Below are 25,855 nucleotides of genomic sequence, written 5' to 3'. Positions count from 1 at the left end.
TCTTAATTATTTCAAAGCATTTGCACCACTGACAATTTCAGTAATTTCAGTAGTGATCTCAGCTTGTCTTGCACGGTTTAATTTTGTAGTTAAACTTGAAACCAAGTCATTTACGTTGTCGGTTGCACTCTGCATTGCTGTCATTGAACTAGCATGTTCTGCAGTTTTAGCATCCAAAATTGCCCCATAAATAGTTGAACGGGCATATTGAGGAATTAGTGTAGTCAACACGGTATTAATGTCTGGCTCAATATCATATTCTAGATCTCGGTGTTCCTTTGCTTCTTTAAGGCCGATATCAATATCAACAATAGGAAGCATTTTTTCAACACGAAATGCTGATGATAAAGAGTTTATGTGGTGCGTATAACAAACGTATAGCTCATCATAAACTCCGTTTAAGTACATTTTGATTGCAGTTGAAACAATTGGTAAAACTTCGTCAAAAGTTGGCACATCGGAAATTGCAGCATTTTCATAAACAACATTCAAGTTGTTTTTCTTAAAAAATTCAGCTCCAACTGAGCCAACAGCAAGAATTTTAATGTCTTTATTTTCTGCTTTCGCATCTTCAGCTAAGCCCATCATATTTTTAATGACGGCACTATTATATGATCCAACAAGTCCTCGATCACCCGTAATTACAAGATAACCAGTAGACTTTACTTCTTTACGAGCTTGAACCATGTCTGAAATGACACCTAAGCCAAAAACACTTTCATAATCAATCTTACTGATGCTGTCTTCATCAATTGCAACATTTTCTTTGTGCAAGTGACTAACCACTTGTGCACTCATCAAACGCGAAAGAGTTTGTCGAACATGGTCATTATAAACCGTATATCCTTCATCTCTTTTTTCTGTTTGATTTAGTTTTGACGCAGAAACCATTCTCATTGCTTCTGTGATTTTACCAGTTTGCTTAACTGAAGCAATTTTCTTCTTCAACTCAAGTAAAGATGCAGGCATAAGCTACCTCCTATTTATTACTTGGTGAAAAACTATCTGCAAATTTAGAAATTGCAGTCTTTAACTCACTTTCATCCGGCAGTTCACCTGTCTCACGGATGTGATCCAATAAATCTGAATGTTGACTATCAAAGTTATCATACAATTCTTTTTCAAATCGGCTGATATCTTCAACAGGAACAGAATCCAAATAGCCATGAGTTAGTGAGTATAGTAAGACAACTTGCTTTTCAACTGGAATTGGGTCATGTAATGGTTGTTTTAAAACTTCAACAACTCTACGACCACGGTTTAATTTAGCCTGGGTTGCCTGATCCAAATCACTGCCAAATTGAGCGAAACTCTCTAATTCATGATAAGCTGCCAAATCAGTACGTAACGTACCGGCAACTTTTTTCATTGCTTTTATCTGAGCGCTACCACCAACACGGGAAACAGAATTACCAGCGTCAATAGCTGGACGAGTTCCTGCAAAGAACAAATCACTTTGCAAGAAAATCTGACCATCCGTAATTGAAATTACGTTGGTTGGAATATACGCTGAAATATCTCCCGCTTCAGTTTGGATAAACGGAATGGCAGTCATTGAACCTCCACCAAGTTCATCACTCAACTTCGCACTACGCTCCAACAGACGGGAATGCAGGTAGAAAACGTCACCAGGATAAGCTTCACGACCAGGCGGACGACGAAGGAGCAAAGAGAGTTCACGATAAGCAACGGCTTGTTTGGATAGGTCATCAAAAATGACTAAAACATCCTTACCGTTGTACATAAATTCTTCACCCATTGCCGTACCAGCATATGGTGCTATATAAAGCATTGGGGCCGGTTCACTTGGTCCAGCTTCGACAACAATTGTATAATCCATTGCGCCAAAGCGTTTCAAAGTTTCTACTTGCGTTCTAACAGTTGACTCCTTTTGACCAATAAAGACGTAAATACAAATTACATCTTGTCCTTTTTGATTCAAAATAGTGTCAACAGCCAAGCTTGTTTTACCAGTTTTACGGTCACCAATGATTAATTCACGCTGACCTCGACCAATTGGAACCAATGCATCGATTGCTTTGATACCAGTTTGAAGTGGTTGATTAACTGATTGTCGTTGCATAACTCCAGGTGCAGCATCTTCAATTGGACGAGTCTTAGTGGTTTTAATTTCACCAAGTCCGTCAACTGGCTGACCCAGAGGATTAACTACACGACCAATCAGTTCTTCGCCAACTGGCACACGCATGATTTCACCGGTTCTTTTTACTTGGTCACCTTCGCGAATATCATCAAAGTTACCCAAGATAATGATACCAACATCATTTGACTCAAGGTTTTGAGCAATACCATACGAACCGTTGTCAAATTCCAACAATTCATTAGATAGAACATTGTCCAATCCGTGAGCCCGGGCGATACCATCACCTATGTAAGTTACAACCCCAACCTCATTAATGTCGAGTTTGTCATCATAGTGTTCAAGCTGTTGCTTGATTAAAGAGCTAATTTCTTCTGCTTTAATGCTCAATGGTTTCACCTCTTTTAATTTTTACTAATTAACTGCGCACGAATCTTTTTCAGTTTGTTCTTTACTGAACCGTCGATAACGCAATCGCCAACTTTTAGAATTACACCGCCGATTATCTCTGGATCTACTTTGTTTTCTAGGGTAACACTGGCTAAACCAAATTTTTTGGCATAACTATCTCCTAGAGCACTTAATTGATCTTCATCGAGTTTAACCGCAGTTATTGCAGTTCCAACCATTATTTTTTTGCTGTCATTATACAATTTATTAAAGAAATCGATAATATCAACAAGTTCAAGAAAATGATTATAATCTAGCAGCAAATTTAAAAAAGTTTGAACTTCTGTACTGAAGCCCTGTTCAATTGCTGACAACGATTTTTTCTTTTCATCACTGTTTAAAATTGGATCACTAAAAACACTAAGGATCTGTGGATTTGTACAAACGGCTTTTCTTAATTCACATAATTCTTCTTTAACAGTATCCAAAGCGTTCATATCTTGCGCATAATTAAATAGCGCAGTTCCATAACGTGCAACAATTTCTTCTCTACTTAAGGCCATTATTTATTCAGCCCCTTAATAAACTGATCAACCAAATCTTTTTGATCATCAGCAGATAAGTTTTTAGCAATTACCTTTTCAGCAATTGTAACTGATATGTCAGCTACCTGCGCACGTGCTTCATCTAATGCATCTGCTTTGGCTTGTGCAGCATCTGCTTTTGCCTTTTCATGAATCGAAGCAGCGTCATCGTTAGCTTCAGCTACGATTTGACTACTTGTCTTCTGCGCATTAGCTTTTGCATCAGAGAGAATTTGTGTTGCTTCTTGTCTTGAATTTTTCAAGGCAGCTTCACGTTCATTAGCCAAAACTTCGGCTTTTTTGCGGTTGTCTGCAGCTGAATCTAAATCGCTAATTACTTTTTGCCGTCTTTTTTCCATCATTTCGGAAACTGGTCCCCAAGCATAGTGCTTAACCAAGACAAGCAAAATTGCAAAAACAATCAAATACCAAATGGTATTACCAATGTAAATATGACCTGATGAGGCTGCAAATAAAGTTTGAAATGTCATTTACTGCCCTTCTCTCTTTTCAACTTAATTACTTTTAAAAATTAAAGGAAGAGAATCAGAAAAGCAACAACAATTGCCAAAATTGGAACGGCTTCAATCAAACCAACACCGATGAACATTGTTGATCTCAAGTTACCTGCACTTTCAGGTTGACGAGCCATACTTTCGACAGTCTTAGTAATAACTTTACCGTTACCCCAAGAAGCAGCTAAAGCAGCAATACCAGCGGCTAACGCTGCAGAAATATATTTAAATGCTTGTGACATATTTAAACCTCCGAAAAATTATTCTTTTGTAACTTTCTTACCAATATAAACCATTGATAAGGTTACGAAAACATATGCCTGGATAGAGCCAATGAAGACAGAGAAACCTTGCCAAATCATCGCAAGTGGGGCAGCCAAAACCATGGTTGTAATACCAAAGCTAGGAGCTAAACTATTTCCAATCAATGTCAATAGAACTTCCCCAGCATAAATATTGCCGTATAAACGTAAAGACAAAGTCAAAAAGTTAGTTATTTCCTCAATCATATTGATTGGGAACAAAAAGCTAACTGGCTCTGCATAATTGCGCCAATAGCCACCTACGCCAAATTTTTGCATTCCAAATGTGAATGATAGAAGCAAGGTCATCATTGCAAACGACATCGTCGTTACTGGATCAGCTGTTGGTGACTTAACAAACATATTGTCACCAACTTTGACTTCTAAGAAGAGTCCCAATTGATTCATGCAAAAGATAAATAGGAACAAAACAAAAGCATAAAGTGATAGATGCTTACGTGCATCAGGATCACTGACATTATCTTTAACAATGCCATCAGTGAAATCCAATAAGTATTCAATCACATTTTGCTTCTTGTTCGGTCTCAATTCAACTTTGCGCGAGAGCCAAATGCAGACGAATAAAACCACTGCAGCCATTAAAGTTGAGCCAATCATCCCAGCGAGATCAAAGTTTAAACCCAAAAATTTAAAAACAAATGATTTCTCCATTACTTCGTGACCTCCCTTCTTGTGCCCAGTTTATCGAACACTCCTACAATATTAACACCAAACAAACCTTTTGTGAAAAATTGTAAGCGAATTCCGTATACTATTTGTAAAAATATCGCTATTTAGTGCCAAACAAGCGGTCACCGGCATCACCAAGACCTGGGGTGATGTAGCCATTTGGTAATAACTTCTCATCTTCTGCTGCGGCATAAATGTCTACATCAGGATTTTCTTCCTGAATAGCTTTTACGCCTTCAGGTGCAGCAACTAAAACTGCAAGTTTAATGTCCTTAACACCACGTTTTTTCAAGGCGCCAATAGCCATATTAGCTGAGCCACCAGTGGCAAGCATTGGGTCAACTACTAAACACTCACGATCTGCTACATCCTTAGGCATCTTGCAGAAGTATTCGTGTGGTTCTAATGTTTCTTCATCACGGTACATCCCAATGACACCAACTTTAGCTGAAGGAATCATTTCCATCACACCATTGAGCATACCAATACCTGCACGCAAAATAGGAACAATCGTCATCTTTTTACCAGCTATTTCCTTTTGCGTTGTTTTGCCCATTGGTGTTTCAATTTCAACATCCTTTAATGGTAAATCCCTAGTAATTTCATATGTCATCAATCCGCCAATCTCACCAACAATTTGACGAAACTCATTGGAGCTTGTCTCCTTACGTCTAATGATTGTTAATTTGTGTTGAATCAACGGATGATCTAACACTGTAAATTTACCCATTCTTTTCCTCCTATAAAACAAATATACTTTCTCGCTTATTTTAATCAAAAAAGCAGAGGGTTTAAAGCCCTTTGCTTTATTTTTTTACTTTACATGAAAATGGTTCTCAGCCGCAGCTTTATTTAAACGATTCATATATGCCAAGGTGGCCTCGCTGCCACTAAAACCTTGAACATAAATTTGATCAATTGACCGCTTATCATCAAAATAGCGCAATGCACCAAATAAGTTATGATCGGCATCTACCAGATTTTTACCCAAACTATACTTATTTTGCTCTGATACATTCAACCCAACTAAAACAGAATCTAAGGCTGCTACGCCAGTATGCTCATTAAACTCAATTTTTGCAAAATCACTCGTGTCATCAACAATTATTACTGGTTCACTTGGAGCATAATGACGATACTTCATCCCCGGAGCCTTTGGTACATCTTGATCTTTCACTTGTCCACTGTTAATCAAGACCTTTTCACCAAGTACTTCGCTTAGCTCTTGTGGTGTAATTTCACCAGGTCGTAAGACAACCGGCGTTTCGACGGACAAATCAATAATAGTTGATTCCAAACCTACTCTTGTTGGTCCACCATCGATTATGCCCGCAATTTTACCATTTAAATCATGATAAACGTGCTGTGCAGTGGTTGGGCTTGGTTTAGTAGAAGTATTCGCAGAAGGCCCAACTATTGGATAGCCCAGTTTAGAAATCAAATCGTGTGTCAACTTATCATCTGGGCAACGAAAAGCTACAGTATCTAACCCACCAGTAACAGCTTTTGGCAAAGCATTAGGTTTAACAAAAAGCAAAATAGTCAGCGGACCCGGCCAAAAATGCTTCATTAATTTTTGCGCACGTTCAGGAATTTCTTTTGCATAATCCGAAACCATTGCTTCATCTGAAACAGTTACAATTAACGGATTATCACTAGGTCTTCCCTTAGCGGCATAAACACTTTTCACAGCTTTTTCATTAGTTGCGATAGCGCCAAGGCCATAAACTGTTTCGGTTGGAAATGCCACTAATTCACCAGCTCCTAAAAGTTTAACGGCTTCGTCAATTTGGTCTTGCTGAAAAATTTTCGTTTCCATTACTTATTCCACTTCCCAAATACCATTCGTGGTTTACTTGCCATATCATCCTTAAATTCAATTGTAAAATCAGGTAATTCTTTAGCAAATAGTTCTTGTAATTGCTGTTTCTCACTAAAGCCAAATTCTAAGAAGAATTCTCCACCTGGATTCAAATGTTCACGTACCTGCTTGGCAAATTTTTGATAAAATGCAATACCACTTTCACCACCAAATAATGCTTCTTTAGGTTCATTTTGTAAAACATTCTGATCCATCACATCTTTTTCAGATTCTTTGATATATGGTGGATTAGAAATTATCTTATCAAACTTTTCTAATCCAATTAAAACGTTAGCTTTGCGCACAGTGACGTCTAAATCATAGACTAAAAAGTTTTCTTCCGCTGTTCTTAAAGCAGCATCTGTCACATCAGAAGCAAACAAATTTAAATCCGTAATTCCTTTTTTAGCTGCTTCTTTTGCTAAAGCAACAGTAATACAGCCTGAACCAGTACCTAAATCAAGTACTGTTTCACCGCTCTTTAATTCTTCAACCGTCCAAGCAACTAGTTCTTCAGTTTCAAATCGCGGAATTAAAACACCTTGTTCAACTAATATCTTGTAACCATAAAACCAGGAATAACCCAAAATGTATTGAGGTGAAATTCCTTTAGCAAGTTTTTTGACATCTTTTTGGGCTTGCTTAATTTGAGCGTCGGTTAGCGCCATTTCTTGTTTTAACTCAAATTCGCTTGGACTTAGTCCAAGTCTTTCAGCTAAAAGAAAATCAACGTCTTCTTGACGCTGATCAGCAGCCGTTTCGGTTGCCCAAATACTTAAGTCCTTCAAAGTAGCAATTTTAGCCATTTTGATCAGCCAACTCCTCTAATTGCTTAGTTTGGTTATATAAAATCAATGCATCAATGACTTCGTCCAACTCACCATTCATAATTCGATCTAACTTGTTGAGTGTTAAACCAATTCGGTGGTCAGTTACACGGTTTTGCGGATAGTTATAGGTTCTAATTCTTTCAGAACGATCCCCCGTACCAACCGCATTTTTCCTCTTTTCGTCATATTGATCACGATTTTCACTTTCATAGTAATCATAAACACGTGAGGTTAAAATTTGCATTGCTTTTTCACGGTTTTGTTGCTGACTACGTTGATCCTGCATTGCCACCACAATTCCAGTAGGTAAGTGAGTCATTCTAACAGCACTAGAGGTCTTGTTAATGTGCTGACCACCTGCACCACTAGAACGGTAAACATCAACTCTGATGTCCTTTGGATCAAGCTCAAAATCAACTTGCTCATATTCTGGCATTACAGCAACAGTTGCAGTTGAAGTATGTACTCGCCCTTGAGATTCAGTTACAGGGATACGTTGTACACGGTGAGCACCATTTTCATACTTTAATTTAGAGTAAACTTTGTCACCTGTAATCATGATTGCAACACGCTTATAGCCACCAACTTCAGTAGGTTCACTATCAACAATGGAGACTTGCCAATTTTGTCGTTCAGCATATTTTTCATACATTCTGAGTAAGTCACCAGCAAAAAGTGAGGCTTCGTCACCACCAGCTGCACCTCTGATTTCCATAATGATATCTTTATCATCATTAGGATCTTTAGGAAGCATTAAAATTTTGATTTCGTCTTCCAAATCAACTATTTCCTGCTCTAGGCTACTATTTTCTTCTTTAGCCATTTCAACTAAATCAGAGTCGCTTTCGCTTGAAATAATTTCTTTATTGTCTGCTATTTCTTTTTTATCTGCTTTGTATTTTTGATATTTTTCTACAACATCATGTAAGTCAGATGCTTCTTTGGAAATTTCCATATACCGTTTGGTATCGTTGATAACCTCTGGATCGGCCATCATTTCTTGCAATTCATCATAATGAGCCACAAGTCCTTCAAGCTGTGCCATAATTTTATCCATATTTTATCAGTCCCTCTCTATCTTTGTTCATTTGGGTGAAAATAATGAAAGCGACAAACCGGATAGTAACTTTCATCACCACCAATTTGGACCTGCTCACCTTCATAAACTGGTTTCCCTTCGTGAATACGCAAGTTCATTGTAGCCTTACGTCCACAATAGTGGCAAATGGTTTTTATTTCGTTGATTTTATCAGCAACAATCAACAGATTTTTTGACCCTTCAAATAGGTTATTCTGAAAATCATTTTTTAATCCAAAAGCCATTACTGGAATGCCTAATTCGTCAACAATTCTAGCACACTCAAAAACATGGTGCCGTTCCAAAAACTGTGCTTCATCAACAAAAACGCACGCAATTGGACCATCACCAAGCTTTTTTTCCTGATCATTGATTTTTTCGATATAAGCAAAAATATCCATGTCATGCTCAATTGGAATAGCCTTGCGATGAAGACCTATTCGGGAAGCAACAGTTCCTACCCCACTCCGATTATCTACGCCACTTGTCATCAGCACAATTTTTCGACCCTGAGCCTCATAGTTATGTGCGTCTTTCAGAATTTCAAGCGTTTTGCCACTACTCATTGTGCCGTAGTGAAAAAATAATTGTGCCATTTTTGCTCCTTTGTATAATTATATCCACCTGACTTTATCTAGTATAGATGAAAATCAAAATAAGTGCAGTTAAAATAGTAGTTAAAAACTCGTTTTCGTTTGCGTGCTATGCTATAGTTGTTACAGATTTTAAAGCGAGGGATAAACATGAATCTAAAATCTGATGTTGCCAAATTTGCCGGAAAATCAAGTTACTGGTTTCTTCACAATGTACTAAAAGGTGGAACTAGCTTCCCAGGAAAAATTGCAATGAAACTTGATCCAGATATTTTGAACACACTTGCTCAAAATTACGAAACAGTTATTGTAACCGGGACAAATGGTAAAACTATGACCACTGCATTGATAGTTGAAGCCTTACGAGAAAAATACGGTGAGGTTTTGACCAATCCGTCTGGTTCTAACATGCAACAAGGAATTGTTACTGCTTTTTTAGCTAATAAAAAGAGCAAAGCTAAGCGACCCATTGCTGTTTTAGAAGTTGATGAAGCCAATGTCAAAATGGTTACTAAACTAGTTAAGCCGAGTGTTTTTGTTTTAACTAATATCTTTCGTGATCAAATGGATCGCTACGGCGAAATTTATACTACCTATAATAAAATTATTGAAGGTATTAAGTTAGCTCCTGATGCAACCGTCATTGCTAACGGTGATGCTAGTATTTTTTCATCAGTTGATCTGCCAAATCCAAAAATTTTTTACGGCTTCAAACTTCCAAGTGACCATTCACAAAATGATGTTAAAGCTCCGGTTAATACTGATGGTGTCCTTTGCCCTGAATGCGACCATATATTACACTACCATGACCGAATTTATGCTAACTTAGGCGACTTTTTCTGCCCCAACTGTGGCTATCGCCGTCCGGAGTTAACTTATTCAGTCAGCAAGATTATCGCTCAGGATCCGAACCACCTCAGCTTTCGAATGGGAACCAAAGATTATCACATCAATATTGGTGGAACATATAACATTTACAATGCCTTAGCAGCCTATTCTGTCGCACGTCATTTTGATCTTGACGATGAAGAAATTGCTAGTGCCTTTGCCAAAAACAAACGCGTTTTTGGTCGCCAAGAGTTAATTCAATACGCTGATAAGGACATTGATCTCATTTTGGTTAAAAATCCAGTTGGTCTAGACGAAGTTTTACATATGCTTAACACCGAAAAGGATGACTATTCTCTAGTTGCCCTACTTAATGCTAATCATGCTGATGGAATTGATACTTCATGGATTTGGGATGGTCAGTTTGAAGATTTAAATCACGAGCAAATTAAACAAATTCTAGTTGGTGGACAGCGTTGGCATGACATGGGATTTCGCTTAGAAGTTGCTGGCTTTTCACCAGAACAAACGACTACCTGTCCGGATAACGAAGCAGTAATTGAAGAAATTGCCAAGCTTCCAACTAAAAAGGTTTACATTTTATCTACCTACACTGCCCTTCTTTCACTCCGCAAGACAATGGCAGAGAAAAAGATAATTAAAGCTGGCATGTAATTGACATAATTAACAGCTAAAACTATTTTTGTAAAGTTTTTAAAGATAGCGCTTGCAAAAAGATAAATTTTTTGTTAACTTTAAAAGAGTTAATGATAGCGCATGTTACTGGTAATGCAGGCAAGACTACATTGATAACTAACATTTTGCTTTTTTAAGTATTAGTTATTTTTGTCGTCCTGTCTGCATTTTTTGATGGGTACAAGAATGAATAAAATTAAAAAGATACTAAATGTTAATGTTGTAATTATTGATCACGATGGAAATGAATATATTGCTTTTGGTAAAGGGATTGGCTACCACGCTAAAGTTGGTAGCGAAGTGCCTGAAGAAAAAATTAGTCGGAAGTATATTCCGGTTGATGATAACAAACAAAACGAGCTCGTTCAGTCACTACAAAAAATTCCAGCCAAGATTATTGAAACAACAACTGAAATAGTTGAATATGCAGAGCGAAGTCTGCACGAAAAGCTCGATGCAAGTATTTATTATGCTTTGTCTGACCATTTATATTTTGCAATTCAACGTTTGCAGAATAACTTATCGTTAGGCAACCGTATATATCTGGAAATGAAAACTTATTATCAGCCTGAGTTCAAAGTAGGATTACATGCACTTGATATTATCGAAGACAATTTAGGCGTAAAGTTACCTCAAGAAGAAGCTGCTAACATTGCTTTTCACATTATTAATGCTTCCAGTAATCAGGAAAGCAGCAATGTGCTTGAAGTTTCTCGTCTAATTGATAATATCTTGCAAACACTGCGTGTTCTTTGCCACGGTAACCTCGCAACGGAAGGTTTAAATTATGAGCGCTTCGTTACTCATATTAAGTTTTTTGCTGAAAGATATATCAGTGATCAGATGCTTTCAAATGATCCAGAATTACTAGAACAAGTGATGAATCTTTATCCTGAGGCTAGTAAAATTGCCATGAAGCTTAAGCAAACAATTGAAATTATTTATAGTAAGCCTATTACTAAGGAAGAGCTTGCTTATTTAATTATTCATATTCACCGTGTGACCATGTATTGAAAGGAAAAGAACAAATGAGAAGTAACAAAGAAGTTACCGATATGATCGTCAAAAATGTTGGCGGTCCCGATAACATTTCTAGCTTTTATCATTGTGCGACGCGAATTCGCTTCACATTAAAGGATAAAAGCAAATTTAATGCTGAGTTTTTAAAACAACAACCTGAAATCTTGGGTGCTGTTCAAGCTGGTGAAGAATCGCAAGTTATCATTGGCGCAAAAGTTGGTGAATACTTTAAACAGATTCAAAGTGATTATCACATTTCTGGAGATAATCCTTCGGAGCCTTCAGCCGATAAGGAAAAAGTTGGCTTTTTCAGAAACCTAATTAATATTATCGTTACAATTATGGCACCAATCATCACGCCATTAATTGCTGGCGGTATGTTTAAAGTGGTTATTTCACTTTTAACTACTTTTAATCTAATCTCAGTCAAGTCCCAGAACTATGCTATTTTAAGCTTTATGGCTGATGCCGTCTTTTACTTCCTACCGATGATGCTGGCAGTTAGTGCTGCAGAACACTTTAAGACAAATAAATTTTTGTCAATTGCTATTGCAGGTGTGCTTTTACATCCCAACTGGGCAACGTTAGTTGCTGCAGGCAAGCCTGTAACACTGTTTGGGGCACCAATAACTTTAGCTACATACAGCAGCACTGTTATTCCAATCATTTTGTGTGTTTGGATTCAATCCTATGTTGAAAAATTCGCTGAACAAGTCTCCCCTAACGTCATTAAAACAATGCTTAAGCCACTTTTAATTTTTATCATCATGGCTCCTCTTGCTTTAATTGTTATTGGACCAATTGGCTCATGGTTAGGTGACTTATTAGCATTACTAATCAATAGTTTAAACAAATACGCACCTTGGCTAGTTCCAACTTTAATGGGTGCCTTCTCACCTCTTCTAGTTATGATAGGTATGCACGTAGCACTAGTGCCAATAGCATCTTTAGGTATTGCTAGCCCTGCAAGAAGTGAAAATATTCTTGGACCTGGTATGCTAGCCTCGAATATCGCTCAAGCTGGCTGTTCATTTGCTATTGCTTTAAAGGATAAACGCTCACAAAATCGTCAATTGGCACTTTCTGCTGGTGTAACTGCCCTATCAGGAATCACTGAACCCGCTCTTTACGGTGTTACCTTAAAATACCAACGAGCAATTTACGCAGTTATGGCTGCCGGTGGACTAGCTGGTTTTTATGCTGGTATCACTCAAGTTGTTAGATATTCATTCGGTTCACCTGGTATCTTCACTATTGTTAACTTCATTGGTAAGCCTGGCAATTTTTTAAATGCCATTATTACTGCTATTATTGCCTTTGTTTTAGGTTTTATCTTCACCTTTATACTCGCAAAAGTTGAAAAAATTGATTCAAGTGCGTCAAAAACATCAGATACATTAAATTCATCTAATACTGAAAATTACGCTGAATTTGAAGCTGTTAACGCTCCAGTTGATGGTAAAGTTATTCCTCTAGATCAAGTTAACGATGAAGTGTTCGCAAGTGGATCGCTTGGTTCAGGTCGCGGGATTGACCCTGAAACTAATCTAATTGTTTCTCCTCTAGCCGGTAAAGTTACTATGACCTATCAAACTGGTCATGCAATTGGAATCACATCAGATAATGGTAATGAATATCTGATTCATATTGGAATTAACACAGTTAACTTAAAGGGTGAAGGTTTCAACGTTCAAGTTAAAGAGCAACAAGAAGTAAAACAGGGAGATCCTTTGGTTCAAGTTGACTTTGCTAAAATTAAACAAGCAGGATATGATCCGACTGTTTTAATAATTGCGCTCAATAAACCAGACAACCAGTTAAACTATGACTCAGTAGATCAGGTAACTGTTGATGATCGAATCTTCAGCACTAGAATTAAAGGACAAGATGATAATGAGTAAAACTTATTCGTTTCCCAAAGACTTTTTATGGGGCGGAGCAACAGCCGCTAATCAACTTGAGGGTGCCTACAATGAAGACGGTAAAGGGTTATCCACGATGGATTTACTTACTGGTGGTGATCATCAGACACCGCGAAGAATCACACGTCAAATCGAAGACAACACCCTCTACCCTAATCATATGGCCGTTGATCACTATCATCATTACAAAGAAGATGTTAAGTTATTTGCCGAAATGGGTTTCAAAACATACCGTTTTTCAATTGCTTGGTCAAGAATTTACCCTAATGGTTTAGAAAACGAGCCTAATGAAAAAGGTTTAGAGTTTTACGATAACTTAATTGCTGAATTGAAAAAATATCATATTGAACCGTTAGTAACCATCTCACATTTTGAAAATCCCATTGGATTAACACAAGAGTTCAATGCTTGGGCCTCTCGTAAAATGATTCCCCAGTATGCTAAATTTGCTAAGACTATAATCAAACGTTATCACAAAGATGTTAAATACTGGCTTACATTTAATGAAATCAACATGCTTGCCAAACCGCTTGGGGCGTATATGGGCGGCGGAATGTACTTAGGTGATTCAGAGATTTTCAATAATACTGAGGAAGACTCTACCCAACTACGTTATCAAGCACTACATTATCAGTTCTTAGCGAGCGCCGAAATTGTTGATTGGGCACATCACTATGATTCTTCATTAAAAATGGGCTGCATGATGGCCTACCGCATGATCTATCCTCTAACCAGCCATCCTGACGATGTTCGCTATGCTCAATATATGACTGAAATTAATAATTTTTACTGTGGTGACGTACAGGTTAAGGGAAAATATCCTTACTTTGCGCAAAAGTTCTGGAATGACCACAATCTTAAGTTAGATATCACTGACGATGATTTAAAATTGTTACAAAAAGGAAAAGTTGATTTTTATACTTTTTCTTATTATCAGTCATCTACTGTCACTGTTACCCAAGACGATGCTGAAAAAGCAGCTGGTAACTTCTTTAACGGTGTTAAAAATCCATATGTTGAACGTAGTGCTTGGGGTTGGGAAATCGATCCTGTTGGACTTCGAACAGCACTAAATCAAATATACGAACGTTATGAAATTCCACTAATGGTCGTTGAGAATGGGCTGGGAGCAGCTGATCAACTAATTGAAAAAGATGGTCAATATACTGTCGAAGATGATTATCGGATTGATTATCTTCATGATCATATTGTTGAAATGGCTAAAGCAATTGAGGACGGCGTTAACTTAGTTGGCTACACCCCTTGGGGCTGTATTGATCTTGTATCAGCAAGTACAGGTGAAATGACTAAACGCTATGGCTTTATCTATGTTGATAAAAATGATGATGGTACTGGAACTTATAACAGATACAAAAAGAAATCATTTAATTGGTACAAAAATGTTATTGCAAGCAATGCAATAGACGATTAACAACACAAAATAAAAGAGCTTCATAATAGTTGGTTTTCAATCTGGCTATTTGGAGCTCTTTTTTCATGAGCAAATATGCTAATATTTTGTGAAATCCGCTAATTCAGATGCAACAGAGTAATTACATTTTTGAGCAAACTAAAATACACGATTCGGTTAAATCCAAATCGTGTATTTAAATGTTATTCAGTTATACAAATATTTTGCTGCTTAACAGATTAGATACGCTTTTTAAATGCTGCAACCATTCCTAGAAATGAAACTGCAACGGCAGAAATACCAGCTAATAACATCTTTAAAGAGTTAGTTTTATCAGAACCAGTTTGTGGCAAAACAGCTGGTTTAGCGGCAGGATCCTTAGTTGTTGTATTTACATTGTCACTCTTGTTCTCATCTTTTTTGGCAGTATCAGTTGAAGCTGCTGGGTCCTTCTTATCTTTGCTAGGATCCTTTTGATCAGAACTTGTACCAGGCTTTTCAATTGGGTTTTGAATTTGTCCTGAATTGTCAGTTACATTGGTCTCATTTGAGCCATTGTCCTTAGTATAAATGTAGATTACCTCTTTAGGTGTGTCTTCAAAGTAACCTTCAGTTGGTCCTTGCCAATCCTTTAAAGTGTATCCAGGAATTGCCTTACGCATTGTTCCGTAGCTAACTTGTGTATGGCCGGCAATAGTTTGATCGTCAGCAATCTTATTTCCTGCTTCATCTTGATAATGAGCAACAACTGTAGCAGTTCTTCCATCGTTAACTACTGTAGCAGCAGGATTGGTAGCATCAGCTTTAACAACATTAGTTCCATTAACACCAGCAAAAGCAAATAGTGCTGCAGCTCCGGCAGTCAATAAAGCAGAGCTTTTCTTGATTTTTAAGCTTTCAATTTTCTTCATAATTACTCTCCTAATAGCGTTTTCTATTCTTTAATACAATTATAATATCACAACTTGTTCCCCATACCTAGAAATTTTCTAAGTCTAATTTAAACCGGTCATTTCTTATTTCTTTATTATTTCAGGTATGAGAAATGTTCTGTCAAAAGCCTATCACTATTGTTTTATTTTAATCATACCGTACGTAATATGATTAAAATGGCGTAGATTTAGCGGTGCAAAAAATAATATCTTCCAAAAATTTAAATATACATATATAATAGCTACGGTCATATATTTTTATTGTCCACAACGCCAGTGACACTAAACCTATGGCATATTTTTGAAGGGAGATCTTAATGATCAAAATAAAAAAAGTACTATCAGTTGTTGGAATCAGCTTTTTAGCAATTACATTGGCTGGATGCTCTTCTAATAACAAGTCGAGCGACTCCAACACACTCACTAAGACTGAACAGCAGAAGAAAGCTTTCAAGGAAAAGTATGACGAAATTAAACTTGGAGATATTTCCGAAAAAGGCAACGGCGGTGCTTCTATTACAGAAACTACTGAGCTTTTAGGAAAGCCAAAATCTACTGAAACAACTTCAGTCAACGGACTTAAAGTTAAAACCATAGGTTGGAAAACATCAGGTGCTATACTTGTAGTCCAATTCTATAATAAAAAGGCAATCACAAAGACCATTAATAATTTTAAATGGGAAAAAGCGCCTAATAAATTAACTCTAAAAACATATAATAAAATCAAAGAAAATAGTTCTTATACCAGTTTAGTTAAAAAGTACGGTCAACCGGATACATTAAACGATAATATCGTAATGGGTAAAAAGAACAAAGTTGCTCTTTACCAAACCAAAACCAAGTCAGAATCCGATAACAACAGTAACCGTGCCACTTTTGTTTTCTCAGACAACAAACTTATCTCAAAAACACAAGTTGAACTGGATAAGTAATTTAAAGTATGACCAAATAAACTAGCTTTAAATTCAAAATTTAAGCATTAATAATTATTCAATCAAAAAGGTCGCATTCCAACAATTTAATTGTGGACTGCGACCTTTTAATATGCCCTGATTATTTTTTATGACAACATTGCTTAGTAGGACTTACAAAGTTGCTTTCTTTATAAAGCTGTTCACATTCACAATGTAGTACTCCTTATTCTTTATTCTAATAGGCGCACCATAAGTCTTTACCAGTCTGTTTTTCTTTATTTTTGTTTTTGTGCGGTTGCCATATCGATTATAAAGATATGCATTATGTTTCAAATTAGATTGCTTTGCGTCAATGTTTCCCGCTGCAATATACAAACCATTTGACAGTTCATAATAGCTTCTTTCATTATTTATCTTTTTACCGACAACTTTAACTATTGATCCAGAAGTAAGAATTAAACGATTAGCGCGGGTTCCATTTTTATCATATAGATAGGCATTATGCATTAGCAGTTTTCCATCAAAAATCTGCGAAGATTTTAATACAGTTTCAGAAGTAGATGCAGTTTTCTGAGTATTTACTAGTAAGTTGCTCAATTTGACATAGCGATTTTTAGCAATAATGTAGTATTTAATGCCTCGAATACGAACAGGTGAACCATACGTTTTAATGCTTTGCCCCCTTTTGAGCTTGCCAGTATTGTTAGTTTTTTCTCCATATTGATTATAAAGATAGGCGTTTTGCTTTAGCTTTCTAACAACAGACTGAACATTACCAAATCGAACATAGTACTTCATATTGTTGTCATTTTTATCGATTACAATATAAAAATCGTGCCCATTGATAGTCTTTTCACCATAAGTTGTAATAACTGAACCGACTCCCAAAATGACTCCATTAGTACGCTTGCCAGCATCGTCGTATAAATAAGCATTATGCATCAAAGTGTATTCTTGCATGTTACTTAGGTTATCTTCATTCTTGTCGGCTGCTTTATCAGTGTGATCATCAGGTTTAACCTCTGGGATTGGACTTTGACCTTGTCCTGAATTAACGGAGCTTGTGTTATTACTGTCATTGCCGTTTGATGATGGTACAAATTTTTTCCAAGTATAGGTGCCAGGCATAAGTGTGCCAGCTTGAGTTTTTTGAAGTAGTTCACTGCTGGTAAGCTGCGGTTCATTGTCGTTTTCCACCATTCGCCATTTATCGATATAGTCGCTCTTGTTGGACAACTTAATAGGATCAGGCTGGCCCAAGGCCACTTCACTTTTTAACTTAGTTTTTGGGCCTAATACTATCGTTGTGATACCAGGAAGGAACTGAGTAACGACATTGCCATTATCCATAACTGCAACTTTTACCACAACATCATTTGCCAGCATGTTTTTCATGCTAACAACATTCGCAGTATCAAATGAACTTAAATCTAAATAATCTAGACTAAGCATAAAACTTAGCATGTCATCCATATTAGTCACTTTTTCAGTATTGAAATGACTTAAATCTAATTCAGTTAAATTATAAGCACCATGAAACATATTTCTCATCGAAGTTACGGAACTAGTGTTAAGGCTTGATACTCCTTCAATTTTACTCAAACCCACACAGCCATTGAACATGAAGGTCATATCCTGAACATTCTTTGAATTTTGTCCAAACTTACCTCCAATGTTTATCAAACCATCTTCCCCATCTGCAAACATATCAGTAAACATGTAACTCATATCTGTTACAGAAGAAGTATCCCAGCTAGACAAATCCAGTGATTTAATTTTACTTGCGTAGAACATCCCTCGCATATTAGTGACTTGGGAAGTATCTACTTTATCTAATCCACTTATTTCCGTGAGATTCATTAACCGCGTATCTTTTACATATCTAAACCAGTACTGAAAATCGCCGCTCAATTTTATCTGATCTACAAACTCAATTTTTTTGACGTTTTTTAAAATGTCTTGATCAGCAAAAGCACCCTTACTATCATTTTCACCGGTAATTGTACCCCCGTTAATCTTTAAGCAGTCATTGCTGTCATAGCTCCATTTTGGACCATTTTCACCCCACATACCACTTTTAACAATAGTCGGCTCAGTTTGAGATTCTACCTGTTCACTTTGTTTTCCTGGGTTATCAGTATTTTTGCTGACCTGCCCTTGCGTATTAGAAGTGGCAGAATTCCTTTTGTCTGAGCTCTCTTCACTATTTGTCTGGTTAACAGGCAAACTATCGGCTTTAATCACATTATTATTTGTAAAGAGCAATAAGCTAAGTGTAGCCACAGTTAAGCTGCTACCTAACATTGTACTTTTTCTTCTTGTACTCATATATAGCTTCCTCTGCACTAGGCACTCTTAATTATTATCTTTACAATAAACTTAGCACAAACTAAGAAAAGTACCTTTAAATTAGCTTGTGATATTGACTATTAGTAAAATAGTTAATCAGCATTCTATAAAGATATAGGACTAAAAGCTCAATAATATATGTACATCTAAGAACTTTATAAGACAATATCTGCTAAAAATGTCACCTACGCACCAAACATGATTTTCCCTATTCTACTATTACTGATTAGAATTTATAAGTCTAAGAAAAACCTCTGGAGATTTTTTAATCCAGAGGTTTTAGATAATGTTTTTAGCCAATTATACTTTTTTGCAGTTTTCTTCAACTATTTTGTGCAAATGAACCAACAAGTATATTTTTTCCTGCTTAGTGATTTTTAAAGCAAACTTTTTATTAATAAACTTATCGAAAGCATCAATAATCTCAACTTCTTTTGGCATTTTTGCGGCCAAATCCTGATAAAGTCCTTCTCGGTCTTCATCTGAAAAAAGTTTGTTTTCATAGACTCTTTCACAAAAATAATTTAAATGCGTTAAAAAGCGAGAATAAGTGAAAGTACTTTGATCAATCTTTCCTCCGATAACCCTTTGAGTTATTTTTTCAAGACTATTTACCAGATCAGCTATTTTCATATTCTTCTCTTGATTGCTATGGTCAACTTCAGCATCTACAAAATGTAAGCCTATGGCTGTTGCTTCACTATCAGGTAATGAAACATGCATTTTTTTATTGATTAAATTGACAGCAAACAAGCCTACCTGATATTCATCCCTATGATGGAGCAAAACGTCAGGATAGTTGAAATTTTCACCAATATTGCCTTCTTTAAATCGCTTTACTACAAAAGAAATATGGTCAGCCAAGGATAAATAAAGGTAGTCTTTCACTTTAATGTGATATTCTTTGGCGGCAACATCTATTATTTCCTTGACCATATTTAAATAAACTTCGTCTATTGTACTAGCCAACTGAATAAAGTTTTTTAACATTTTATTATCAGTTAAAACAAATATTTTCTGAATCTCTTCGTTTTTAACGGGATAACCAATTGCTTTGTGATAGCCAATTCCTTTTCCCATTAAAATACATTCTGCTCCCGAATCATCTAATGCCAAAATGAGCGAATTATTTAAAACTTTTAGTACTTTCATCAGCTCACCGCCTAATTGCATATTTGTTTAGTTGGTCAATCCATTGTTTGCAATGACTTTTTGGTACCAATAAAAACTGTCCTTGGGAATCCGACGTAAATCTTTTAAATCATCATCAGTTCTGTTTACATAGATAAAACCATAACGTTTTTTAAATCCCTGGTGAGAACTTAGTAAATCCATAACTGACCATGGACAATAGCCCACTAGATTTACTCCGTCTTGAATGGCATCATAACAAGCTTGAATATGATCTGCAAGATATTTTATGCGATATTGGTCATGAATTTTGCCATCTTGTGCCAAAATATCAGGTGTACCCAAACCATTTTCAGTAATAATCATCGGTAGACGAAACTGACGATGATATTCATTTAATACGATTCTTAACCCCATCGCATCAATTTGAGCACCATATTCTGTAGCTGACAAGTTAGGATTGGGTTCAATTTTAAAATAGCCATACAAGTTAAAATCCACATCATTTTCCCTTGTACCATATGGATGGTTAGAATCACTTGGTAAGTAACTAGCAACGAGCGTCCGGTAATAATTAACTGCTATGAAATCTGGTTTTGCATCCCTTAATACTTGAGTATCATCTTCTTGTATAGATGGGAAAATGCCAGCTTTTTTAAGATAATTAATATAATAACCGGGATATTGGCCATTACAATACATCTCTAGTGCATAATTTGTTTTAAAATTATCATTCATTTTTGCTGCCCAAACATCTAAGGGTTTGCTAGAAGCCGGATAAGTCATTGTGGACGAGACTGCAGGGCCAATTTTACTGTTCGGAATTAATTTATGACAATCTTCCATAGCGTATGCACTTGCTACAAACATATTGTAGTCCATTTGTGCTCTGACACGCTCTTTATTTTTTTCTTCAATATGATACATGTTCATGCGTTCGTCTACACGAACCATGAGGTTTTGTTCATTGAATACTTGCCAATTTTTAACTCGGTCACCAAACTCCTTAAAACATATTTGGGCATATCTTCTAAAAGCTGAAATACAAGCCCTATTTTCCCAGCCATTGTATTTTTCCACCAAAGCTAGTGGCAAATCAAAATGATATAGGGTAACAAAAGGTTCAATTCCATTTTCGATTAAACAATCAATCACTTTGTTGTAAAAGTCTATGCCCTTCTGATTTACCTTACCGTCTCCATCAGGAATAATCCTCGACCAGGCAACGGAAAAACGATAAACTTTAAGACCTAGCTCTTTCATTAAAGAAATATCTTCTCGATAATGATGATAAAAATCACTGGCTACCTTTGTATCTGCTTGTCCGGGACCAGCATGAACAAAAGAATTATAGTCTGCTACTGATTCACCCTTACCATCTTCATTCCATCCGCCTTCAATTTGAAATGCCGATGATGACGCGCCCCACAAGAAATTAGGGTCAAACTTTTTCATATTTTACTCCTCCGATAATTATGCTTCAGACTTAATTTTATGATTTTGACAAGAGGTACAACAACTGATCGTTATTAGTAACAGCATTTTTCTTTGTTGAACCAATGGCTGCATAATCTTTTGAATTAGTAACGATAATTGTGGTTGTTAAGTCATACCCTGCCTGCTCAATTTTTGAAATGTCAAATGACACTATTAGCTGCCCCTTCTTAACATGATCACCGTCTTGAGCATGCTTTTCAAAGTATTGCCCATTCAGTTTAACAGTATCAATTCCAATATGAATCATCATTTCAATTCCGTTATCCAAAATCAAACCAATTGCATGTAAAGTTGGATATATCATGCTAACTGTTGCATCAGCAGGAGCTACAATTTTTCCTAGTGTAGGTTGTACAGCAATACCTTTACCCAAAGCTCCAGATGCAAAAACTTCATCTGAAACTTGCGCTAGAGGAAGTGTCTTACCCTCAACCGGAGAATTTACAAATAAATCACAATCATTTGTAACCAAACCTTCGTCAATCGTTTTAGTAGAATTTTCGTTCTGGTTATCTGCAACCTGCTTTATTTCTTTACTATTTTTACCTTCAGGAACTGTATCACTAGGTAAATCATTGAAACCAAATATAACCGTTAAAATACATGCTCCAGCAAATGCAATTAAGCAACCTAAAATGTAGCAAATAAATGCCTTGGTTCCTGCAGAAGCATAAACTGGAATAGTTAAAACTCCTTGATTAGCAAAAGCATTACCGTAAGAGCCACCCCAGCCCATTAAGGCACCACCTAAAGCACCACTAATTACTGCATATACCATAGGTTTTTTCAGAGGTAAGTTAGCACCATAAATAGCTGGTTCAGTTATGCCAAATAAGGCTGTAACTGTAGCGGAAGCAGCCACAGTTTTAAGATTTTTGTTTTTGGTTTTTAAGAAAACACCTAATGCTGCACCTGCTTGCGAAAAATTAGCCGCACCCGCAAAAGCAAGTAAGTTTTGGCGTCCTGTTTTAGCAACATCGTTTATACCAATCGGAATAATTGCTCTGTGAGCACCAAAAATGACCAATACGCACCAAATGCCACCGACGAAAGCACCTAGTAAAATTGGACTCAAATTCATGATGTAGTGGTATGCCCAGTTAACTGCGTTACCAATGTAAATACCAATTGGTCCAAAAATCATTAAAGTTGCAGGCACCATAATAAGTAAAGACAGCGTTGGAACCATAATGATTTTCAGAACATCTGGCATTATTTTCTTAACAAATTTTTCAACGTATGCCAATACAAAAACTGCTATGATGATGGGCACAACTGAGGAAACATAATTTGCCTTGGTAATCCCAATCCCAAATAACGTTACTGCATTCTTTCCGGTCATCAACTCTACTAAGGTGGGATAACATAGCGTTGCTCCCAGCGTCATAGCGATGTATTCATTTGTTTTGAAAACTTTGGCAGCGGATTTAGCCAAGATCACCGGCATAAAATAAAATAGTGCATCCGAGGCTGCATTCAAAATTATATAGGTATTAAATGTCTTGATATCGACATGATACATATTTAATCCAATTATTGCAGCTATAGCTAAAATACCTTTTAACATTCCCGATGCAGCAATTGCTGGAATAGTTGGCGTAAAAATAGCTGTAACCATATTTAGAATCTTTGTTCCTATGCCAACTTTTTCTTCTTGTTCATCATTTTGAGTATCAGCAGTAGCTTCAAGCATCGGCATGATTTCATCATAAACCGCCTCAACTTTATTTCCTAAAACGACTTGAAATTGACCACTTGCCTCTACAACCTGAATTACTCCTTCTATACTAGACACTTCTTTTTTGTTTGCTTTAGCTTCATCCTTTAAAACGAATCTTAGTCTGGTGAAACAATGAGTCAAACCTGAAACATTTTCCTTTCCACCAACTCCGTTCAGGATTTGCAGCGCAACTTTATGGTTATCCATTACTTTTTCCTCTTTTACTCAAATAAAAAAAGACCAAATATGCGTAAAATAGACCAACAATTTTTGGTCATTATTTACGTACATTTGATCTTGCCTGCATTACCAGTAACACGTCAAATAAAAACTATTTTTATTTATAATCTAAAATTTAACACTACTGTTCCTTTTGTGCAAGCGATTACAGGAAATAAATCATTTAAACTATTTTTTACATTTAACATGACGTTTGTACTTATTGAGCTAATGATAGAAAATTCGAGAAAATAAAGAAAGAGACTAATGATGCTTCTATTTGTATGATAGTTAATTACATTTTTATTTTGAATTACAGCATTATTAAATATGATTTCATAGTTATCTTATCCTTATGTTTTTAGCTTTTTCCTCAATTTCAAGGTCATGACTAATGATTATAACTAGATTAGTTTGTGCAATTTTTTCCAATAAGCATAATAAATCTGATTGCAATTCAGGGTAAATATTAGCTAGTGGCTCATCTAATAAAAAGCAGTGTGCTTTCTTTTTCAAAATAGCAGAGTAAAGCTTTACTAATTGTATTTCACCCGTTGAAAGCTCAGTCATTTTCTTATCTAACACTTTTTTTATATTAAATTGAGCAGAGCTAAATACTTTTTGGAAATATTGATCACCAGAAATACAGTTTTCGTTACTCTCATTTACATACATATCTAAATATTCTCTTACAAGACAATTTGGACGAACCGTATCTTGGAATAAACAGCTCATATTATCTTCTCTCAATTTTTCCTTATTTATTAAGTCAATATTTATATTGTTTATTAAAATTGTCCCTTTTTTTGCTGACGTATACAGTCCAATTATCGTCCTTAAAAAAGTAGATTTTCCTATTCCATTTTTGCCTCTAATAACATAAAAACCAGGATTATTAAAAGTACATGTAAGTTCATTTGAAAATAAAGTCTTTTGTGCATCCAAACTAATATTGAAATTATGAACTTGTATATTTTCAACATTAGGAATGACTATTGCTCCGTCTACTTCATTTCGGATAGACATCAATTGATCAATTCTCATGTATGCAACTCGAAAAGACTCAAAGTTAAATAAAATAGAAAAGATTTCATCCACTTGTCCTAATAATTGATTAAAGTATTGAAAAAGAACAGAAAAAGATCCAATTGTCATACTTCCTGATATTACGGCCAATCCGCCATTAATAAACAATATTATCTGGAAAATCAATTGTAAGACGATTTCACAAGTAGACATACCCAAATTAAGAAGAAAGTTTTTTCTTGTAATATTTAAAAGAGAAACTTTGGTCTTTTTCCATCTTCTAGATTCTATCTCTTCCCGTTTATTACCTTTAATTTCAACATATCTATTCAGCCATTCAGCAAATCCAGAAAAGTATTCATTGTAAATTCGTCTTAATTCTAAGTTTATTTTGAATATTTTTGGTTTTAAAAAAAGGTACAAAATAATATAGGCTGGTAGCAAAATCATTACTAGCAAGAAAAAGTGGGATTTAGCCTTAATAATATAAATAAAAATTATAATCGAGGAAATAATAACTGAAGCGATTTGATTTACTGTTTGAAACAAGAAATTTAAGATTTCATTAGTATCTTCCGTAATTCTATCTGCAGTTTGAATAGGATCAAGTTTTAAGACTTCTAACGTATCTTTTGAATAAAGCTTCTTTATTATAATATCGTTTACTTCTATGTTTATTTTTCTGAACTTTAGAATTTGAATTTTGTTTATAAAAAAAGATAAAAACAATCTTATTAGGTTTAAAACTATTATCACTATTATATTACGTATAAATGATGTCCTATCAGCCTTATATACTAGTGAATTTAAAAGCATACCTTCCAAAATAACATTAGATGTCTCAATGCACGTACTAACAATACTCATTCCTAAAAAGAGAAAATACTCAAACTTGTACTTGCTATTAAGCTCTTTTAGAACAGCACGCATAAAATCACCTACATAATTTAATTAAAGGATAATATCTTCTAAGGATTGTACTTCTTTTTATAATTTTCTTTCAGAGCCACCTATGACTGAATTACTTTTTTATAATTTGGCAAAAAAATACCTTCCAAAAAATATTAAATACTAATTTAATATTTAGTTAAAACAAAGTTAATTAAAGGTTAATTGAGCAACTTTGAATTGTCAATAAACTTTTATTTATATTATGAAACCTGAAAGCACTAAAACTAGCCGGAACCCTCATAGGTTCTGGCATTTGGTGTCTAAATCAATTAACCAACTGTACCGATTTAGCTAA

At 35.7% G+C, this 25,855-nt stretch carries 22 protein-coding genes; 5 read left to right on the top strand and 17 right to left on the bottom strand.

What is annotated here, in order from left to right; genetic code table 11:
• Positions 1-6: 6 nt before the first annotated feature.
• The 11 genes from F5ESL0263_RS03450 to F5ESL0263_RS03400 all read right to left on the bottom strand — a co-directional run bounded on the left by F5ESL0263_RS03450 (position 7) and on the right by F5ESL0263_RS03400 (position 8,947).
• Positions 7-969 carry a F0F1 ATP synthase subunit gamma gene (locus tag F5ESL0263_RS03450; RefSeq protein ID WP_122034883.1) on the bottom strand — a complete coding sequence of 321 codons (963 nt, stop codon included), beginning with the start codon at positions 967-969 and terminating at the stop codon, positions 7-9.
• 10 nt (positions 970-979) lie between these two features.
• Positions 980-2,491 carry a F0F1 ATP synthase subunit alpha gene (gene atpA / locus F5ESL0263_RS03445; RefSeq protein ID WP_122034881.1) on the bottom strand — a complete coding sequence of 504 codons (1,512 nt, stop codon included), beginning with the start codon at positions 2,489-2,491 and terminating at the stop codon, positions 980-982.
• Between the two features lie 14 nt (positions 2,492-2,505).
• Positions 2,506-3,054, bottom strand: a complete 549-nt coding sequence (atpH, locus tag F5ESL0263_RS03440) for an ATP synthase F1 subunit delta (RefSeq protein WP_074425481.1) — start codon at positions 3,052-3,054, stop codon at positions 2,506-2,508.
• A complete protein-coding gene (atpF, locus tag F5ESL0263_RS03435) occupies positions 3,054-3,566 on the bottom strand; it encodes a F0F1 ATP synthase subunit B (protein ID WP_046306647.1) in 513 nt (170 codons plus the stop codon). Before atpF ends, atpH begins: the two co-directional genes overlap by 1 nt.
• A gap of 41 nt (positions 3,567-3,607) precedes the next feature.
• Entirely contained in the window at positions 3,608-3,832 is a 225-nt protein-coding gene (atpE, locus tag F5ESL0263_RS03430; protein WP_046306646.1) for a F0F1 ATP synthase subunit C, read from the bottom strand.
• 18 nt (positions 3,833-3,850) lie between these two features.
• A complete protein-coding gene (gene atpB / locus F5ESL0263_RS03425; RefSeq protein WP_122034879.1) occupies positions 3,851-4,564 on the bottom strand; it encodes a F0F1 ATP synthase subunit A in 714 nt (237 codons plus the stop codon).
• A 118-nt stretch (positions 4,565-4,682) separates the two neighbouring features.
• A complete protein-coding gene (gene upp / locus F5ESL0263_RS03420; protein ID WP_046306643.1) occupies positions 4,683-5,312 on the bottom strand; it encodes a uracil phosphoribosyltransferase in 630 nt (209 codons plus the stop codon).
• Between the two features lie 84 nt (positions 5,313-5,396).
• Positions 5,397-6,401 carry an L-threonylcarbamoyladenylate synthase gene (locus F5ESL0263_RS03415; RefSeq protein WP_122034877.1) on the bottom strand — a complete coding sequence of 335 codons (1,005 nt, stop codon included), beginning with the start codon at positions 6,399-6,401 and terminating at the stop codon, positions 5,397-5,399.
• Positions 6,401-7,249: a peptide chain release factor N(5)-glutamine methyltransferase gene (gene prmC / locus F5ESL0263_RS03410; RefSeq protein WP_122034875.1), complete on the bottom strand. Its 849-nt coding sequence runs from the start codon at positions 7,247-7,249 to the stop codon at positions 6,401-6,403. The genes F5ESL0263_RS03415 and prmC overlap by 1 nt, the downstream gene beginning before the upstream one ends.
• Complete coding sequence (gene prfA, locus F5ESL0263_RS03405) at positions 7,242-8,330, bottom strand: peptide chain release factor 1 (RefSeq protein WP_122034873.1); 1,089 nt, start codon at positions 8,328-8,330, stop codon at positions 7,242-7,244. The genes prmC and prfA overlap by 8 nt, the downstream gene beginning before the upstream one ends.
• A 17-nt stretch (positions 8,331-8,347) precedes the next feature.
• Positions 8,348-8,947 (bottom strand): thymidine kinase, encoded by a 600-nt coding sequence (locus F5ESL0263_RS03400; protein WP_109715384.1) that lies wholly within the window; start codon positions 8,945-8,947, stop codon positions 8,348-8,350.
• 147 nt (positions 8,948-9,094) lie between these two features.
• Here F5ESL0263_RS03400 and F5ESL0263_RS03395 point away from each other — a divergent pair, with 147 nt between their 5' ends.
• The 4 genes from F5ESL0263_RS03395 (at position 9,095) to F5ESL0263_RS03380 (ending at position 14,842) form a co-directional block, all read left to right on the top strand.
• Entirely contained in the window at positions 9,095-10,447 is a 1,353-nt protein-coding gene (locus F5ESL0263_RS03395; protein ID WP_122034871.1) for a Mur ligase family protein, read from the top strand.
• Positions 10,448-10,654: 207 nt separating this feature from the next.
• Positions 10,655-11,482 carry a PRD domain-containing protein gene (locus F5ESL0263_RS03390; protein ID WP_122034869.1) on the top strand — a complete coding sequence of 276 codons (828 nt, stop codon included), beginning with the start codon at positions 10,655-10,657 and terminating at the stop codon, positions 11,480-11,482.
• Between the two features lie 14 nt (positions 11,483-11,496).
• On the top strand, positions 11,497-13,389 hold the full coding sequence (locus F5ESL0263_RS03385; RefSeq protein WP_122034867.1) for a beta-glucoside-specific PTS transporter subunit IIABC: 1,893 nt from the start codon (positions 11,497-11,499) through the stop codon (positions 13,387-13,389).
• Positions 13,382-14,842 carry a glycoside hydrolase family 1 protein gene (locus F5ESL0263_RS03380; protein WP_122035604.1) on the top strand — a complete coding sequence of 487 codons (1,461 nt, stop codon included), beginning with the start codon at positions 13,382-13,384 and terminating at the stop codon, positions 14,840-14,842. The genes F5ESL0263_RS03385 and F5ESL0263_RS03380 overlap by 8 nt, the downstream gene beginning before the upstream one ends.
• A gap of 218 nt (positions 14,843-15,060) precedes the next feature.
• Here F5ESL0263_RS03380 and F5ESL0263_RS03375 read toward each other — a convergent pair whose 3' ends face one another.
• Entirely contained in the window at positions 15,061-15,732 is a 672-nt protein-coding gene (locus F5ESL0263_RS03375) for a MucBP domain-containing protein (protein ID WP_122034865.1), read from the bottom strand.
• A 338-nt stretch (positions 15,733-16,070) separates the two neighbouring features.
• On the opposite strand from F5ESL0263_RS03375, the gene F5ESL0263_RS03370 reads away from it, so the two are divergent.
• Positions 16,071-16,685, top strand: coding sequence for a DUF3862 domain-containing protein (locus F5ESL0263_RS03370; protein ID WP_122034864.1), 615 nt, complete (start codon positions 16,071-16,073; stop codon positions 16,683-16,685).
• Between the two features lie 153 nt (positions 16,686-16,838).
• On the opposite strand, the gene F5ESL0263_RS03365 is transcribed toward F5ESL0263_RS03370, so the two are convergent.
• The 5 genes from F5ESL0263_RS03365 to F5ESL0263_RS03340 form a co-directional block, all read right to left on the bottom strand.
• Complete coding sequence (locus tag F5ESL0263_RS03365) at positions 16,839-18,995, bottom strand: SLAP domain-containing protein (RefSeq protein ID WP_122034862.1); 2,157 nt, start codon at positions 18,993-18,995, stop codon at positions 16,839-16,841.
• 321 nt (positions 18,996-19,316) lie between these two features.
• The gene (locus F5ESL0263_RS03360; protein ID WP_122034860.1) at positions 19,317-20,168 is read right to left on the bottom strand and encodes a PRD domain-containing protein; all 852 of its coding nucleotides are present in this window, start codon (positions 20,166-20,168) and stop codon (positions 19,317-19,319) included.
• A 27-nt stretch (positions 20,169-20,195) separates the two neighbouring features.
• Positions 20,196-21,602, bottom strand: coding sequence for a glycoside hydrolase family 1 protein (locus F5ESL0263_RS03355; protein WP_122034859.1), 1,407 nt, complete (start codon positions 21,600-21,602; stop codon positions 20,196-20,198).
• A 37-nt stretch (positions 21,603-21,639) separates the two neighbouring features.
• A complete protein-coding gene (locus F5ESL0263_RS03350; protein WP_122034857.1) occupies positions 21,640-23,571 on the bottom strand; it encodes a beta-glucoside-specific PTS transporter subunit IIABC in 1,932 nt (643 codons plus the stop codon).
• 354 nt (positions 23,572-23,925) lie between these two features.
• Positions 23,926-25,539 (bottom strand): ABC transporter ATP-binding protein, encoded by a 1,614-nt coding sequence (locus F5ESL0263_RS03340; RefSeq protein ID WP_122034853.1) that lies wholly within the window; start codon positions 25,537-25,539, stop codon positions 23,926-23,928.
• Between the last annotated feature and the right edge of the window lie 316 nt (positions 25,540-25,855).

Source organism: Lactobacillus sp. ESL0263, assembly GCF_003692845.1.
Taxonomy (GTDB): domain Bacteria; phylum Bacillota; class Bacilli; order Lactobacillales; family Lactobacillaceae; genus Lactobacillus; species Lactobacillus apis.
This window is presented reverse-complemented; position numbering and strand designations above follow the sequence as displayed.

Excerpts from the sequence above, each read along its gene's own strand:
- F5ESL0263_RS03450 (WP_122034883.1), bottom strand. The coding sequence starts at position 969 with ATGCCTGCATCTTTACTTGAGTTGAAGAAGAAAATTGCTTCAGTTAAG.
- atpH (WP_074425481.1), bottom strand. The coding sequence starts at position 3,054 with ATGGCCTTAAGTAGAGAAGAAATTGTTGCACGTTATGGAACTGCGCTA.
- atpF (WP_046306647.1), bottom strand. The coding sequence starts at position 3,566 with ATGACATTTCAAACTTTATTTGCAGCCTCATCAGGTCATATTTACATT.
- atpE (WP_046306646.1), bottom strand. The coding sequence starts at position 3,832 with ATGTCACAAGCATTTAAATATATTTCTGCAGCGTTAGCCGCTGGTATT.
- atpB (WP_122034879.1), bottom strand. The coding sequence starts at position 4,564 with ATGGAGAAATCATTTGTTTTTAAATTTTTGGGTTTAAACTTTGATCTC.
- upp (WP_046306643.1), bottom strand. The coding sequence starts at position 5,312 with ATGGGTAAATTTACAGTGTTAGATCATCCGTTGATTCAACACAAATTA.
- F5ESL0263_RS03415 (WP_122034877.1), bottom strand. The coding sequence starts at position 6,401 with ATGGAAACGAAAATTTTTCAGCAAGACCAAATTGACGAAGCCGTTAAA.
- prmC (WP_122034875.1), bottom strand. The coding sequence starts at position 7,249 with ATGGCTAAAATTGCTACTTTGAAGGACTTAAGTATTTGGGCAACCGAA.
- prfA (WP_122034873.1), bottom strand. The coding sequence starts at position 8,330 with ATGGATAAAATTATGGCACAGCTTGAAGGACTTGTGGCTCATTATGAT.
- F5ESL0263_RS03400 (WP_109715384.1), bottom strand. The coding sequence starts at position 8,947 with ATGGCACAATTATTTTTTCACTACGGCACAATGAGTAGTGGCAAAACG.
- F5ESL0263_RS03395 (WP_122034871.1), top strand. The coding sequence starts at position 9,095 with ATGAATCTAAAATCTGATGTTGCCAAATTTGCCGGAAAATCAAGTTAC.
- F5ESL0263_RS03390 (WP_122034869.1), top strand. The coding sequence starts at position 10,655 with ATGAATAAAATTAAAAAGATACTAAATGTTAATGTTGTAATTATTGAT.
- F5ESL0263_RS03385 (WP_122034867.1), top strand. The coding sequence starts at position 11,497 with ATGAGAAGTAACAAAGAAGTTACCGATATGATCGTCAAAAATGTTGGC.
- F5ESL0263_RS03380 (WP_122035604.1), top strand. The coding sequence starts at position 13,382 with ATGAGTAAAACTTATTCGTTTCCCAAAGACTTTTTATGGGGCGGAGCA.
- F5ESL0263_RS03375 (WP_122034865.1), bottom strand. The coding sequence starts at position 15,732 with ATGAAGAAAATTGAAAGCTTAAAAATCAAGAAAAGCTCTGCTTTATTG.
- F5ESL0263_RS03370 (WP_122034864.1), top strand. The coding sequence starts at position 16,071 with ATGATCAAAATAAAAAAAGTACTATCAGTTGTTGGAATCAGCTTTTTA.
- F5ESL0263_RS03365 (WP_122034862.1), bottom strand. The coding sequence starts at position 18,995 with ATGAGTACAAGAAGAAAAAGTACAATGTTAGGTAGCAGCTTAACTGTG.
- F5ESL0263_RS03360 (WP_122034860.1), bottom strand. The coding sequence starts at position 20,168 with ATGAAAGTACTAAAAGTTTTAAATAATTCGCTCATTTTGGCATTAGAT.
- F5ESL0263_RS03355 (WP_122034859.1), bottom strand. The coding sequence starts at position 21,602 with ATGAAAAAGTTTGACCCTAATTTCTTGTGGGGCGCGTCATCATCGGCA.
- F5ESL0263_RS03350 (WP_122034857.1), bottom strand. The coding sequence starts at position 23,571 with ATGGATAACCATAAAGTTGCGCTGCAAATCCTGAACGGAGTTGGTGGA.
- F5ESL0263_RS03340 (WP_122034853.1), bottom strand. The coding sequence starts at position 25,539 with ATGCGTGCTGTTCTAAAAGAGCTTAATAGCAAGTACAAGTTTGAGTAT.